General features: G+C 71.0%; 13 protein-coding genes. 12 read left to right on the top strand and 1 reads right to left on the bottom strand.

Going from position 1 to position 14,085, the window contains the following annotated elements; all coding sequences use genetic code 11:
- Positions 1–141: 141 nt before the first annotated feature.
- From OEB96_RS03010 to OEB96_RS02955, 12 genes are all read left to right on the top strand, one after another.
- On the top strand, positions 142–501 hold the full coding sequence (locus tag OEB96_RS03010; protein ID WP_266213894.1) for a bactofilin family protein: 360 nt from the start codon (positions 142–144) through the stop codon (positions 499–501).
- 395 nt (positions 502–896) lie between these two features.
- Positions 897–1,301 (top strand): ATP synthase F0 subunit B, encoded by a 405-nt coding sequence (locus OEB96_RS03005; protein WP_266213893.1) that lies wholly within the window; start codon positions 897–899, stop codon positions 1,299–1,301.
- On the top strand, positions 1,298–1,999 hold the full coding sequence (locus OEB96_RS03000) for a F0F1 ATP synthase subunit B family protein (RefSeq protein WP_266213892.1): 702 nt from the start codon (positions 1,298–1,300) through the stop codon (positions 1,997–1,999). The genes OEB96_RS03005 and OEB96_RS03000 overlap by 4 nt, the downstream gene beginning before the upstream one ends.
- Complete coding sequence (atpH, locus tag OEB96_RS02995; protein WP_266213891.1) at positions 1,996–2,556, top strand: ATP synthase F1 subunit delta; 561 nt, start codon at positions 1,996–1,998, stop codon at positions 2,554–2,556. The genes OEB96_RS03000 and atpH overlap by 4 nt, the downstream gene beginning before the upstream one ends.
- A gap of 95 nt (positions 2,557–2,651) precedes the next feature.
- Positions 2,652–4,160, top strand: coding sequence for a F0F1 ATP synthase subunit alpha (gene atpA, locus OEB96_RS02990; protein ID WP_266213890.1), 1,509 nt, complete (start codon positions 2,652–2,654; stop codon positions 4,158–4,160).
- Between the two features lie 96 nt (positions 4,161–4,256).
- The gene (atpG, locus tag OEB96_RS02985) at positions 4,257–5,144 is read left to right on the top strand and encodes an ATP synthase F1 subunit gamma (RefSeq protein WP_266213889.1); all 888 of its coding nucleotides are present in this window, start codon (positions 4,257–4,259) and stop codon (positions 5,142–5,144) included.
- A gap of 66 nt (positions 5,145–5,210) precedes the next feature.
- Positions 5,211–6,764 (top strand): F0F1 ATP synthase subunit beta, encoded by a 1,554-nt coding sequence (gene atpD, locus OEB96_RS02980; protein WP_266213888.1) that lies wholly within the window; start codon positions 5,211–5,213, stop codon positions 6,762–6,764.
- 43 nt (positions 6,765–6,807) lie between these two features.
- Entirely contained in the window at positions 6,808–7,221 is a 414-nt protein-coding gene (gene atpC, locus OEB96_RS02975; protein WP_266213887.1) for an ATP synthase F1 subunit epsilon, read from the top strand.
- A gap of 121 nt (positions 7,222–7,342) precedes the next feature.
- Positions 7,343–8,287: a 50S ribosomal protein L11 methyltransferase gene (locus OEB96_RS02970; protein ID WP_266213886.1), complete on the top strand. Its 945-nt coding sequence runs from the start codon at positions 7,343–7,345 to the stop codon at positions 8,285–8,287.
- Positions 8,284–9,069, top strand: coding sequence for an RsmE family RNA methyltransferase (locus tag OEB96_RS02965; protein WP_266213885.1), 786 nt, complete (start codon positions 8,284–8,286; stop codon positions 9,067–9,069). Before OEB96_RS02970 ends, OEB96_RS02965 begins: the two co-directional genes overlap by 4 nt.
- On the top strand, positions 9,069–9,686 hold the full coding sequence (locus OEB96_RS02960; RefSeq protein ID WP_266213884.1) for an RDD family protein: 618 nt from the start codon (positions 9,069–9,071) through the stop codon (positions 9,684–9,686). Before OEB96_RS02965 ends, OEB96_RS02960 begins: the two co-directional genes overlap by 1 nt.
- The gene (locus tag OEB96_RS02955; protein WP_266213883.1) at positions 9,683–13,066 is read left to right on the top strand and encodes a hypothetical protein; all 3,384 of its coding nucleotides are present in this window, start codon (positions 9,683–9,685) and stop codon (positions 13,064–13,066) included. Before OEB96_RS02960 ends, OEB96_RS02955 begins: the two co-directional genes overlap by 4 nt.
- 106 nt (positions 13,067–13,172) lie before the next feature.
- On the opposite strand, the gene OEB96_RS02950 is transcribed toward OEB96_RS02955, so the two are convergent.
- On the bottom strand, positions 13,173–14,069 hold the full coding sequence (locus OEB96_RS02950) for a DMT family transporter (RefSeq protein ID WP_266213882.1): 897 nt from the start codon (positions 14,067–14,069) through the stop codon (positions 13,173–13,175).
- Positions 14,070–14,085: the final 16 nt, after the last annotated feature.

Genomic DNA, 14,085 nt, shown 5'->3' with positions numbered 1-14,085 from the left:
CCCCGACCCCCCGAGCCAGGACCGCGCAGGCTGAACACCAACGCAGTAGGCACCCGCGCCCGATCCCGGCTAGGTTGCGCGCGCAGCGGCCATCGACTCGCACTTTGTCCCACCTTGGCCGAGACCCACGAGGAGTCGGGCATGAACGCGCCGGAGATCATCACCATCCTGGGCAAGGGCAGCGCCTTCGATGGCAAGCTCACCTTCGAGGGCACGGTCCGCATCGACGGGGACTTCTCGGGCGAGATACGCACGGATGGCACGCTCGTGGTGGGAGACTCGGCCAAGGTCACCGCGCAGATCGAAGCGTCGGTGGTGGTCATCGAGGGCCGGGTGGAGGGCGACGTGCGTGCCTCGGAGCGGATCGAGCTGTCGAGCACCGGTCGCGTGGCGGGCACCCTCTACTGCCCGAGCCTCGAGATCCAGCGCGGCGCGGTCTTCGACGGGCGCAGCGTGATGACGTCCACCCCGGTCCCGACGAGCGCCGACGCCGACGCCTGAACGCCGGACCCGAGGGGCGAGCGGATCGGCTCCCCGTCCGACCGAGGTCCGAAAGCTCACGCGATCGCCCACCCCACGCGCGATGCTCGAGGAAGGCCGCTCGCGCGGCCTCCCTACCCCGACAGCCCCCCGGCGTCGACCGGATGGGGCACCGTTGACGGACCCCCTTCGAAGTGGTAGCTAGCCGCCGCGTCGACCGGGCTATTTCAAGGTTTGCGGCCATCTAGCGCCCCAAATCCCGCGGAATCCACCCTCCCGGTCCCGCATCGGATCCGTCGTCGGATCCCGCTTCGGATCCGGGCCCCTTCGGGAGTCCCTTCACCGTCCTCCACCCCGCGCTGATGGACATCTGCCGCCCTCTCCTCGCCATTCCCGTCGTAGACATCGACGGGACCATGTTCATCCAGCTGGGCATCTATCTCGGGTTGGTGCTCATCCTGGGGCCGCTCCTGTTCCGGCCCTGGCTCGAGGCGCAAGAGCGTCGCAAGCAAGCCGTGGACGGAGCGCTCGCCAAGTCCAAGACGCTGCGCAGCGAGGCGGACGAGATGGCCAGGGACTACGAGCAGCGGATCGAGGCCGCGCGCGAGAAGGCCCACGGGGTGCGCTCGGAGGCGCGCCGCGAGGAGGAGACGGCGCAGGGCACCAAGCTCGCCGCGGTCCGTGACGAGGCGGCGGCCACCCTCTCGCGCGAGCGCGAGCGCATCGCGTCGGAGACCAGTGCGGCCCGCGACTCGCTGGCCAGTCGGGTGGACGAGCTGGCCGACACCATCACCGCCAAGCTGCTGGGGAGGGCCTCGTGAGCCGTCTTCGTTCGATTGCGTTCGTGGCCGTGGCCACGCTGGCGATGCTGCCCGTCACCATCCCCTCGCTCGTGTCGGCTGCGCCGATGGCCGAGGCCGAGCCCGGAGCCGCGGCTCACGGGGCAGGGGCCGCAGGGGCGGCCGAGGCCGCCGGGCACGGGGCCCATGGCGGCATCGAGTGGGTGACCCCGATCTTCGGCGGCTCGGGCAAGCTGGGCCTGCTGTGGATCCTCATCAACTTCGCGGCGCTGCTGTGGATCCTCGAGCGGCTGCTGTTCGCACCGCTGCGCGCCCGCACCCGCAACAAGCACGACACGGTCAAGAGCGAGATCGACAAGGCCACGGCCGCCCGTGAGGAGGCCGAGTCGGTGCTCGCGCAGACCAAGGACCGGCTCGACGAGCTCGACGACGAGATCGGCACGCTGATGGCCGACGCCAAGGCCAAGGCCGAGGCCGATCGCAAGCGCATCGTCGAGGCGGCCGAGCGCGAGGCCGAGCAGATCAAGGCGACGGCCGTGGCCACCGCCGAGCGCGAGGCCGCCGCGCGACGCCGCCAGCTCGAGGCCGAGATCGTCGACCGTGCGGTCGAGCGCGCCGAGGCCATCCTGCGCCAGCGCATCACACCCGCCGATCAGCGCGGCATGGTCGACCGCTACGTCGACCAGCTGGGCTCGGTGAGCTTCGGAGGCCCATCATGATCCCCGGTAGCCTTGCCCGTCGCTACGCGCGGGCCCTCATCGGCCTGGCCGACAGCGCCGCCCAGCGTGACAAGCTGGCCAAGGACCTCGACGCCTTCGCCGACGTGTGCCGCAGCCAGGACTCGTACGGCATGGTCGTGCTGACCGTGCTGTCGTCCGATCGCTACTCCCTGGCCGATCGCAAGAAGCTGGTCGACAGCTTCCTGCGCCGACTCTCTCCAGGGGGAGCCGACCCGATCCTGGGCAAGTTCCTCCACTACGTGCTCGACCGAGGGCGCATGGAGGGCGTGCCCGACATCGCCCGTGCCTACCGCCGCATGGCCGACGAGGCGGCGGGTCGCGTCAACGCCGAGATCACCTCGGCCGCCCCGCTCACCCCCGACGCGGTCTCCAAGATCACGGCAGCGCTCGAGCGCGCCACCGGCAAGAAGGTCATCGCCACCACCGCGGTCGATCCCGAGCTCATCGGGGGCGTGATCGCCAAGGTCGGCTCCACCGTGGTCGATGGCAGCGTCCGCTCCGCCCTCGGCCAGCTTCGGTCATCCCTCCGCGGCTAGGGCCGTCCATGCCCCCTCGAGGGGCTCCCCTCGCCGCCTCACGAGAACCGCCCGTAGACGGGCTCGCACCCCACCCACCAAGAGACGCCATCGCCATGGAAATCCGAGCCGACGAAATCAGCCGCATCATCCGCGAGCAGGTCCAGGGCTACGACAATGCGCTTGCGGTCGAGGAGACCGGCACCGTGCTCACGGTGGGCGACGGCATCGCCCGCATGGACGGCCTGAACAACGCCATGGCCGGCGAGCTGCTCGACTTCCCGCACGGCGTGCGCGGGATGGTCCTGAACCTCGAGGAGGGCAACGTGGGCGCCGCGCTGCTGGGCAACGACCACCTCATCAAGGAGGGCGACACCGTCAAGCGCACCGGCACCATCATGTCGGTCCCGGTGGGCGACGCGCTGGTCGGACGCGTCCTCAACGCGCTCGGCGAGCCCATCGACGGCAAGGGCCCGCTCGAGGGCACCGAGGACCGCGTGGTCGAGATCAAGGCGCCGGGCATCATCCAGCGCAAGTCGGTGCACGAGCCGATGCAGACGGGCCTCAAGGCCATCGACTCGATGATCCCGATCGGTCGTGGCCAGCGCGAGCTCATCATCGGCGACCGCCAGACGGGCAAGACCGCGGTGGCCGTCGACACCATCATCAACCAAAAGGGGCAGAACATGATCTGCGTCTACGTGGCCATCGGTCAGAAGCAGTCGACCGTGGCCACCGTGGTGGATCGCCTGCGCCGCGAGGGTGCGATGGAGTACTCGATCGTGGTGGCCGCCACCTCGTCCGAGTCGGCGCCGCTGCAGTTCCTGGCCCCCTACGCGGGGGTGACGATGGGCGAGTACTTCCGCGACAACGGCAAGCACGCGCTGCTCATCTACGACGACCTGTCCAAGCAGGCCGTGGCCTATCGCCAGCTGTCGCTGCTGCTGCGCCGCCCGCCGGGCCGCGAGGCGTACCCGGGCGACGTGTTCTACCTGCACAGCCGCCTGCTCGAGCGCGCCTGCAAGCTCTCCGACAAGGAAGGCGCGGGCTCGCTGACGGCGCTGCCGATCATCGAGACGCAGGCCGGCGACGTGTCGGCGTACATCCCCACCAACGTCATCTCGATCACCGACGGCCAGATCTACCTGGAGAGCCAGCTGTTCCACCGCGGCATTCGCCCGGCGGTCAACGTGGGTCTGTCGGTGTCGCGCGTGGGCGGCTCGGCGCAGGTCCAGGCGATGCGCAAGTACGCGGGCACGCTGCGGCTCGAGCTGGCGAGCTACCGCGAGCTCGAGGCCTTCGCCCAGTTCGCGTCCGATCTCGACGCGGCCACCCGGGCCAAGCTCGACCGCGGCCAGCGCCTGGTGGAGCTGCTCAAGCAGTCGCAGTACCAGCCGCTCGACGTGGCCCTCCAGGTGGCCTCGATCTTCGCCGGCACCAAGGGCCACCTCGACGATCTGCCGGTGAGCGACGTGGGTCGCTTCGAGCGCGAGCTGCACGTGTGGCTCAAGGACAACCGCGCGGCGCTGCTCGACAAGATCCGCACCGCGAGCAAGAAGGACCTCGGCGAGGTCGACACCGAGCTGACCGACGCGATGAAGGCGTTCAAGAAGGCGTTCAAGTAAGCCTGCCGTCCATGCCCCCCCGCAACCACCGGTAGGCAAGCGAGCAACCAGATGCCCCCAACGGGGGCAGGCCTTGCCTCCACCACGAGACTCCCGATGGCGAACCTCAAAGAGCTGCGACTGCGCATCGCGACGATCAAGAACACGCGGAAGATCACCGCGGCGATGAGCCAGATCGCCTCGGCCCGGCTGCGCCGGGCGCAGAACGCCCTGATGGCGGCGCGCCCCTACGGCGAGCGCATGCACGAGGTGATGCAGAGCCTGGTGGCGGGGATCGATCCGGCCGAGCGCAAGGCGGCGCACCCGCTGCTCGAGGAGCGCCCGGTCGGGCGGGTGCTGATCATCGCCCTGACCGCCGACCGCGGCCTGTGCGGTGGCTTCAACTCCAACATCAACCGCACCACCGCTCGCCTGCTCGAGGCCGAGCGCAAGGCGGGCCGCAAGGCGGTGCTGATGGCGGTGGGCCGCAAGGCCCAGGCCTACTTCAAGCACTACGGCGAGGACATGAGCGGCCGCATCCATCCGGCGCCCGAGGACAAGACCGTGGTGGAGCTGGGCAAGGCCATCGCCTCGTCGGCGATGGAGCTGTTCACCACCAAGGACGAGTCCAGGCGCGTCGATCGGGTGGTGCTGCTCTACAACCACTTCGTCAGCGTGCTGACCCAGGAGCCTCGCGAGCTGCAGCTGTTGCCGCTGTCCCCCGGCGAGGGCAAGGGCCCGAGCCGCGAGCCCACGTTCGAACCCGATCGCGGCTCGATCCTCGAGCACCTGGTGCCCGTGGCGGTCGAGTCGCTGATCCAGCAGGCCATGTTCAACTCGGTGGCGGCCGAGATCGCCGCGCGCCGCGTGGCCATGGACTCCGCCACCGACAACGCGTCGGGCCTCATCGCCGACCTGACCCTCGAGTACAACCGCGAGCGCCAGGCCGCCATCACCACCGAGCTCATGGAAATCATCGGCGGCGCCGAAGCCCTCAAGGGCTAGTTCCCTTCGAGACGACTCCCAGCGCGCCCCCCACCCACTGCTTCCACCGCGAGACGAGAGCCAACAATGACCACGCCCAGCACCCCCGCGGCCCCCCTGTTCAGCAACCCCGGCCAGCCGCTCGGCGGCCCCGCGACCACCGAGGTGGTCAAGAAGCGTACCGGCCGCATCCTGCAGGTCATCGGTCCCGTGGTCGACGTGGAATTCGACGACCACCTGCCCGAGGCCAATGTGGCGCTCACCATCACCAACCCGTCGATCTCGGACAAGCCGGACAACCTGGTGGTCGAGGTGGCGATGCACCTGGGCGAGCACACGGTCCGCGCGATCGCGATGGACTCGACCGACGGCCTGGTCCGCGGCATGGAGGTGCGCGACACCGGTGAGGCCATCGCGGTGCCGGTGGGCCCCAAGACCCTGGGCCGCATCCTCAACGTGGTGGGGGCGCCGGTGGACGAGCAGGGCCCGGTGGAGACCGAGCTGCGCTGGCCGATCCACCGCAAGGCGCCGGCGTTCATCGACCAGAGCACCAAGGTCGAGCCGTTCGTCACCGGCATCAAGGTCATCGACCTGCTCGCGCCCTACCGCCGCGGCGGCAAGATCGGGCTGTTCGGCGGCGCCGGCGTGGGCAAGACGGTGCTCCTGATGGAGCTCATCAACAACGTCGGCAAGAAGCACGGTGGCTTCTCGGTGTTCGGCGGCGTGGGCGAGCGGACCCGCGAGGGCAACGACCTCTACTTCGAGATGATCGAGTCCAACGTCATCAAGGCCGACTGGGACCACGAGGCCCGTCAGGTCAACTCGATCGACTCCGAGGGCAGCAAGGTAGCACTGGTCTACGGCCAGATGAACGAGCCCCCCGGCGCGCGCGCTCGCGTGGCGCTGTCGGCCCTCACCATCGCCGAGTACTTCCGCGACGAGATGAACCAGGACGTGATGCTGTTCATCGACAACATCTTCCGGTTCACCCAGGCCGGCTCGGAGGTGTCGGCGCTCCTGGGCCGCATTCCGTCCGCGGTGGGCTACCAGCCGACGCTGGCCACCGAGATGGGCGTGCTGCAGGAGCGCATCACCACCACCACCAAGGGCTCGATCACCTCGGTGCAGGCGATCTACGTGCCGGCCGACGACCTCACCGACCCGGCGCCGGCGACCGCGTTCGCGCACCTCGACGCCACCACGGTGCTCTCGCGCGCGCTGACCGAGATCGGGATCTACCCCGCAGTGGATCCGCTCGACTCCACCTCCACCATCCTCACGCCCGAGGTGGTGGGCGACGAGCACTACAAGGTCGCGCGCGACGTGCAGCGGACCCTGCAGAAGTACAAGGAGCTGCAGGACATCATCAAGATCCTCGGCATGGACGAGCTGTCCGAGGAGGACAAGCTGACCGTGGCGCGCGCCCGCAAGATCCAGGTGTTCATGTCGCAGCCCTTCCACGTGGCCGAGCAGTTCACCGGCATGTCGGGCAAGTTCGTGGAGCTCGCCGACACCGTGCAGTCCTTCAAGGAGATCCTCGAGGGCAAGCACGACGATCTGCCCGAAGAGGCGTTCCGCTTCGTGGGTGGCATCTCCGAGGCGGTCGAGAAGGGCAAGAAGCTCGCCGCCGAGACCAAGTAGCGCGGGGATCGACCCGAAGACCCCGACCCAGAGGGAGCCCGCCATGGCCGATCGCATGAAGCTCGACATCCTGACCCCCCGCGGTGCCAAGCGCGAGGGGATCGACGTGCCCGGAGTCGAGCTCCCGGGCCTGCTGGGCGAGCTGGGCGTGCTGCCCGAGCACGTGCCGTTCGTGACCGCGGTCAAGCCCGGCGTGGTGCGCTTTCGTCAGGGCAACGAGTCGGTGCGGCTGGCGGTGGGCGCAGGCTTTCTCGAGGTGACCGACGCGGGCCGCGTGGTGCTCCTGTGCGAGCGTGCCCTCGAGCCGGGCGAGATCGACAAGGAGGCTGCGCGCGCGCGGCTGTCCGAGGTGGAAGCGGAGCTGCGGCAGTACACGGGCCCGATCTCGGCGGCGACCTTCCGCGACCTCGATCAAGAGCGCACCTGGCTGCAGGCGCAGCTCCGCTGCGCGGACTAGTCATGCCCCCCGCATCCAGCGAGGTGCACGCGAACACCCAGCTTGCCCCCCAGAGGGGGGCTTTGGTTGGGCCGACCGAGGCGCCCTGCTCTGCTCGCCCCGCATCCAGCGAGGTGCACGCGTGACGGAGCCCTGGGCCACCGTTCGCATTCAGCTGGTGCGGGGCGCCGATGGTGCGTTGGCCAACGATGCGGTCGACCGTCTGGATGCGCTGGGATTGCTGCTCGCCGACGAGCCCGCCGTGGGCGGGGTGGAGCGGCGTGACCCTGGAACGCTGGTCAATGCGGCGACCCCCGAGCAATGGGCCTACACCACCCCCCCGGGCGTCGAGGCCGTGGTGGCCCGGGCGCTGGCGCTGGCGGGCAGCGTGGGCCTTCGCGTGAGCACCGAGGTGGAGGTGCACCACGACGACGACTGGCGCGAGTCGTGGAAGCGCTTCTACCAGCCCCAGGTGCTGGGCAACGGCGCGCTGCTGCTGCGGCCGAGCTGGGTGGAGCGCCGCCCCGGCGATCCCGAGCGCGAGGTGATCCTCGATCCCGGGCGGGCGTTCGGCACTGGTCTCCACGAGAGCACGCGGCTTTGCCTGCGACGGCTGTGCATGCGGTGGGCGGAGGGCCTGCGCCCCCGTACGGTGCTCGATCTCGGCTGCGGCTCGGGGATCTTGCTGATGGCGGCCGCGCGGCTGTTCCCCGGGGCCCGACTGTGGGGCGTGGACTACGACCCCGAGGCGATCGAGACAGCTGAGGAGAACGCCGTGCTCAACGAGCTCGACACGCGAGCGAAGCTCTGGGTGGCGCCGGTCGACGAGATGGAGCTCGGGCCCACCTCCGAGCTCGAGCCCGTGGAGCTGCTGCTCGCCAACATCCGCCCCGAGGTGCTGGTCCCATCGGCCGGTCGGCTCCGCGGACTGCTGGCCCCCGGCGGCCGAGTCTTGCTGTCGGGAATCCTGGTGGAGGAAGCCTCGGTGGTGCGCGCGGCCTATCAGGCGGTAGGATTGCAGTTCGAGCCTGCCGCAGACGACGTCGACGGCGAGTGGCAGGCGATCGAGCTGCGAGCCCCGCCATGACGGCACGAGTCTTCTCGCTACCAGGCCCCTGGGAGGTTGGACAGCGGCTCCCGCTGTCGCCCGAGGAGTCCCACTATCTCGTACGAGTGCGCCGCACCAGACCCGGAGAGACGGTCGAGCTGCTCGACGGACGCTCGGCCCGATGGGACGCGGTGCTGCTGGCGGTGGGGGGAGCCACCGCCACCCTCGAGCTGCGCGGCCCCCTTCCGGCGCCGGTGACCATGCCGCTGCAGCTGGTGCTGGTGGTTCCCGAGCCCCGAGCGACCCTGGAGGCCCTGACGCATGCAAGCGAGCTGGCGGCCACCGAGGTGATGCTGGTCGAGGGCGAGCACAGCCCAGGAGGCCTGCCCTCGACCGAGCGCATCACCCGGACCCTGCGAGCCTCGCAGCGCCAGTGCGGACGCCCCAGCGTGCCGCGAGTACACGGTCCCGTCTCGCTGACGGAGGCACTCGAGCACGCGGCGGACCGGCCGGGATGGGTGGCCCAAATCCCAGAGATGGTCCCGGAGATGGTCGGCCCGTCGCCAGACCCCAGACCTGACCCAAGACCAGAGCCCAGACCTGACCCAAGTCCCCTCCAGCTCGACCCGGCCACGGGTGGACGCTTGTTGGTGGGGCCCGAAGGGGGGCTGTCGCCCGCTGAACGAGCCTGCGCCGATGCGGCGGGGCTCGTCCCCCTCCCCTTGGGGCCGTGGGTGCTTCGCACGCCCACCGCGGTCTCGGCCGGGCTGGCGCGGCTGCTGGGCGGTGCCGACCGCGGGCCATGGTACCCTGCGCGGTGATGGGCCTGCGAGCCGACGACGCGCACGCCCTGCGGCTGCGAAACCTGTGGCGCGCCTCGTGTCCCACGGCGTGCCCTGCGTGCGATGCCGGGGTCGACCCCGCCACCGCCCGCGACGACGATCCCCGCTGCCCGCGATGCGAGCAGCCGCTGCTGCCCGTGCGCGTGGCTGGCGTTTGGTTGCGCGCGGCGGCCGGGGTGGTGGACGCCGTGGTGCTGCTGGCGACGGCGGGGCTGCTGAACTTCCTGTTGCTGCGCTGGCTCGACCTTGCGCCGCTGCTCGGCGATGCCCGCGGCCTCGACGCCATGCTGAGCATGCTCGATGTCGATCCCGCCGCGGTGCTCCGTCGCTGCGCACCCGCACTGGCGATGGCGGCGCTCTACTTTGGCTTGTTCTGGTCGCTCACGGGACGAACCCTCGGTCACCGCATGCTGCGGCTTCGGGTGATCGATGCCTACGGGCAGCCGCCTTCGCCGTGGCGTGCCGCGGTGCGCGTGGTGGGGCATGGGCTGGGCTTGCTGCTCGGAGCCATGGGCTGGCTGTGGGTGGCCTTCGATCGTGAGAAGCGTGGTCTACACGACCACTTGGCGCGAACCTACGTGGTGAGGGAGTCGTGACGCACCTGCGCCGGTATCTCGAAGAGCACGGAGTGCTGTACCCCGAGCAGCTGGCCGAGGCCGTGCGGCGCCAGCAGATCTACGGGGGAAGTCTCGACACCGTGGTGCTCGAGCTCGAGCTGCTCGATCCCAAGACCCTGGGCGAGCTGCTCGAGCGCGCATGCGGCTTTCCGATCGTGCCCCCAGACTTGCTCGAGAACGGCCTGACGCGGCCGTGGACCGAGATCCCCGAGGACATGCAGCGCTCGCGATGGGTGGAGCCGCTGGCCATCGAGGGCAACGAGGTCCTCGTCGCCGTGCACCCCGACCTGCCCGACGATCTGCTCGGTCGGCTGCTTCGCAATGTGCGACGCCTGCGGCCCATGGTGACCCCCGAGTGCTGCCTCGAGAAGGTGGCGGCCGAGCGACACGGATCGGTGGTGCCGCAGCGGTATGCGGTGCTGTGTGCGGCGTACATCAGCGCGGTTCGACGTCGACCATCGACGTCGGGGGCGTTTGGCGTACCCGGGCACCAGCCTGCGGCCGAGGCCGCGCCCAGCCCCAGCCCCAGCCCCAGTCCCAGCCCTGGCCCCGCGAGCCAAGGCCCCGCGAGCCCGACCCGGGAGGCCACGCCCGATGACGACGACGAGCGGCCGGGTCCGGTTGCCGGCTCGATCGACGTGGTCGAGACGGCGCCGATGAGCTTGCCCGGGCCGGCCGTTCCGTTGGCCCCCAAGCCCGTCGAGCCCTCCAAGCCCGCCCAGGCTCCGCCGCACGTCACGCGGGTGATGCACCAGGAGGCCGACATCCTGCGTCGGCTCGAGCAGGCGCGCGCGCATCTGTCGGCCTCGCGCTCGCGCGACGAGGCGCTCGAGGCGATCGTGGATGCGGCCATGGTGCTGTCCCCTCGCGTGGGCCTGTTCCGCGTGCGAGGCAACGAGCTGGTGGGCCTGTCCACGCCGCGGAGCCACCTGCCCGATCTGGGCGGCAAGCTCGTCGCGGCCAGCGACGGCTCGGCCGCGGGGATTGCCATGTCGCTGGGTCGATTCTCCGGGCTCGCGCCCGAGGCCGACCTGCGCCTGGCCGCCGGAGTCAGCGCCACCACACCGTGCGTGCTCCAGCGCGTACAGGTGCGAGACCGTCCGGTGGTGTTCGTGTACCTCGATCACGATGGCGCTCCCATCGAGCGCCGAGACCTCGCCGCGCTCGGCGACCTCGCCGACCTCGCCGGTCAGGTGTTCGAGGAGATCGTCAAGCGTCGCCGTCAGCCGGGTGCCGCCGGTCCGCCCGACGCGGCCGCTCCGAGTCCGACCTCGAAGCCAACCCCGCAGACGGCCCCGCAACCGACTCCGCAGCCGACTTCGCAGCCAAACCCAGGACTGGGCCAGCCACCGACCAGCGGCTGGGGACCCGCCCCCCCGATGGTGCGGGCGGCCCATGGTGATGCGACGGCCGAACCCTCACCCGCCGAGCCCGTGACCTCGCGCGTGAGCACGCCCGAGCGCGAGCATCCCCACCAAGCACCCGAGCCCGCGCTGGTGCCCCCGGTCGAGGCCCCGGCGCCGCCCGAGTCCTGGAGGCTGACCCCCGAGCTCGCTGCACGTGCGCTGCAGGAGCAGGCACGAGTGACGACGGACGAGGGCGCTGCACCCGAGCCCACGCCGGTGCCGGCTCCCGAGCCCTCGCCTGCCCCCGAGCCCACGCCGGTGCCTGCCCCCGAGCCCACGCCTGCGCCCGCTCCATCTCCCGCGCCCGAGATCACACCACCGTCCCCCGCGCCCGAGATCACGCCACCGTCCCCCGCGCCCGAGGTCGATCCGCCTGCACGCGAGCCCGAGGTCACTCCACCTGCGCACGAGCCCGAAATCACGCCGCCTCCGTCCGAGCCCGAGGTCGATCCTTCGGCGTCCGCCCCCGAGATCGTCTTGCCGAGCGCGATGAGAACGGCCGAGCTGCCGCGGCTGCGACGTGAAGAGATCACTGAGGTCGTCCAACGACCCGCGCTCGAGGACGAGGACCTCCCCCAAGAGGAGGAGGACGACCTCGCCAGCCGAGCCTCGCAGCGCCCCACGGTCGAGCTCCCACGACTCGATCCCTCGAAGGTCCCTGCCTCGATCACCCGCGAGACGATGGAGATCTACTCCCCGGCGGCGGGCCACCGAGAGTCGGGCTCCGATCCCGCGTCCTCCGAGGACGACGAGTCGCGCCCCTCGTCGCTGAGCAGGCTCACCATGCACTCCTCGCCGCCGCCGCCTCCCCTGCCTCCGCCTCCGATGTCGGCCGTGGGCGAGGGTGACGTGGACGACGCACCACCGTCGGGCGGTCGCCGGACCCGCAGCCCCACCATCCATGGGCTCCCTCCACCCGAGATCAAGACGCGGTCCGGCGAGAAGCGCACGGGGGTGCCGTCGGGCGAGCCCGTGCTCACGGGCGACGAGGACGACGTCAACATCATCTCACTGGCGGCCCCCATCATGCCCGCCACCGCGCGCGGGCGCATCGAGCTCGAGGACGAGGACTGGGTGGCGCCCGGCTCCCAGCTGGCCAGCGACTCGCAGCAGGGGCTCATCGACGCGGTGATCGACGCCGTGGTCGCTGGCGAAGCTGGCGTGGACCAGCTCCAGGAGTATGGCGATGCCGCCATGCTGCGCTTGATGTCCCAGTTTCCGGGCCCGCTCGAGGTGCTGCGCCGCGACCTGCGATCGCTGCCGCCTCCTTCGGCCCATGGCCCGCTGCTGCGCACGGTGATCGCGGTGGGTGCTGCCATCGTCCCGCACATCATCGACCTGCTCGAGCACCCCAACCCCGACGTGCGGTTCTACGCCGCGTTCGTGTTCCACGAGCTGCGGGACCCTCGCTGCATGCGCCCGCTGGCCAAGCTGGCCTTCGACACCAACGGCGACGTGCGCATCGTGTCGATGCGCGTGCTCGAGACCTACCGCCGAATCGAGGGGTTCTCCGACGCCGCCGCCGTCGTCCGCGAGGAGCTCGACCACGAGTCGCGCTCCCAGCAGCTGCACGCGACCCGGGCGGCGGGCACCCTGCGCGACATCGGGGCCATCCCGCAGCTCGTGGAGTTGCTCGCCTCCAGCGACCGCTTCATCCAGGAGGCCGCGCTCGAGTCGCTGTGCTCGATCACCGGGCAGCAGCACGGGCTCAAGCCCCATCGCTGGCGCGCATGGTACGACGAGCAGGGCCAGCGCCACCGCGTGGAGTGGATCATCGACAGCCTGCGCCACCGCGATCTCCCCGTGCGCCGCTGGGCCGCCGACGAGCTGGTGCGGATCACCGGACACCGCGTCCCGTTCTCTCCCATGGGCGACAAGCGAGCGCGCGAGGTGGCCGCCAAGGCATGGATGGACTGGTGGGAAGCGCGGGGCCGCGAGATGTTCGGCGCGTGAGCCTCGCTCGGGCCGAGTGCAGCGAGGGACTCGATGCGCTCCGGTGATCACGAGTCACCATGACGCACCCACTCGCGACTGCGTGGGTCATGACGGCTCCTGGCCGTCATCGCCCCCGCCGCGGCAGCCCCAGTCCGACCCCGAGCAGCAGCACCGCCGCGCCCAGCAGCTCGGCCAGCCCCACCGGATGTCCCAGCACCAGCACCGTGAGCACGGTCGCACCCACCGGTTCGAACAAGATCGCCAGCGCCACCACGTGCACGGGCACGTGCCGCACGGCCCAGTTGAGCAGCCCGTGCCCCACCACTCCGGGCACCAGGCCCAGGTAGAGCACCGCCCCCAGGTGCATCCAGCCGACCCCGGGCCACGACCATGGCTCGAAGACCGCCGCCACCGACCACAGCATCACCGAGGCCAAGAGGTGCACGAGCCCGAGGTACGGTCGCAGCGGCAGCCGCTGGCCCACGCTGCGCCCCACCACCAGATATCCGGCCGCGGCCGCGGCCGCCAGCAGCGCCAGCCCATCGCCGAGGTTGAACCCCAAAGGGGCCATTGGCGCGGTCGATGACCCGCCTCCCCCCACCATCACCAGCGTGCCCACCACGGCCAGCGCCGCCCCGCCGTAGAGCGACCACGGGGCTCGGTCCCCCACCATGCGCCCCAGGAGCCCGGCGAACAGCGGCTGCGTGGCCACCAAGGTGACCGAGCGCGGCACCGTGGTCATCGACAGCGACGCCACCCACGTGCCGAAGTGCACGGCCAGCAGCACCGCCGCCACGAGCACGCGCCCCCGCACCCCGGGGCGGCGGAGCACCGCCCAGGCCTGCGGCACCGCGCGCGCCCCGAGCAGCACCAACACCACGCCCGTCACCCCCACCCGGCCCGCCGCGATCACCGTGGCCGGCAGGGGCTGCGCGAGCAGGATGAACAGCGCGGCGCTCGAGATCGCCGTGACCGCCCCGCCAACGCCGAGCACGAGGGATCCGGGTCGCACGGAGCTCACGAGGCCCGATTCTGGC

The organism is Paraliomyxa miuraensis (genome assembly GCF_026337845.1).
Classification (GTDB): Bacteria; Myxococcota_A; Polyangia; order Nannocystales; family Nannocystaceae; genus Paraliomyxa; species Paraliomyxa miuraensis.
The sequence above is the reverse complement of the archived record's forward strand: the minus strand, read 5'-3'. Positions and strand labels throughout refer to the sequence as shown.

Excerpts from the sequence above, each read along its gene's own strand:
- atpH (WP_266213891.1), top strand. The coding sequence starts at position 1,996 with ATGATCCCCGGTAGCCTTGCCCGTCGCTACGCGCGGGCCCTCATCGGC.
- OEB96_RS03005 (WP_266213893.1), top strand. The coding sequence starts at position 897 with ATGTTCATCCAGCTGGGCATCTATCTCGGGTTGGTGCTCATCCTGGGG.
- atpC (WP_266213887.1), top strand. The coding sequence starts at position 6,808 with ATGGCCGATCGCATGAAGCTCGACATCCTGACCCCCCGCGGTGCCAAG.
- atpA (WP_266213890.1), top strand. The coding sequence starts at position 2,652 with ATGGAAATCCGAGCCGACGAAATCAGCCGCATCATCCGCGAGCAGGTC.
- atpG (WP_266213889.1), top strand. The coding sequence starts at position 4,257 with ATGGCGAACCTCAAAGAGCTGCGACTGCGCATCGCGACGATCAAGAAC.
- OEB96_RS03010 (WP_266213894.1), top strand. The coding sequence starts at position 142 with ATGAACGCGCCGGAGATCATCACCATCCTGGGCAAGGGCAGCGCCTTC.
- OEB96_RS02965 (WP_266213885.1), top strand. The coding sequence starts at position 8,284 with ATGACGGCACGAGTCTTCTCGCTACCAGGCCCCTGGGAGGTTGGACAG.
- atpD (WP_266213888.1), top strand. The coding sequence starts at position 5,211 with ATGACCACGCCCAGCACCCCCGCGGCCCCCCTGTTCAGCAACCCCGGC.
- OEB96_RS02960 (WP_266213884.1), top strand. The coding sequence starts at position 9,069 with ATGGGCCTGCGAGCCGACGACGCGCACGCCCTGCGGCTGCGAAACCTG.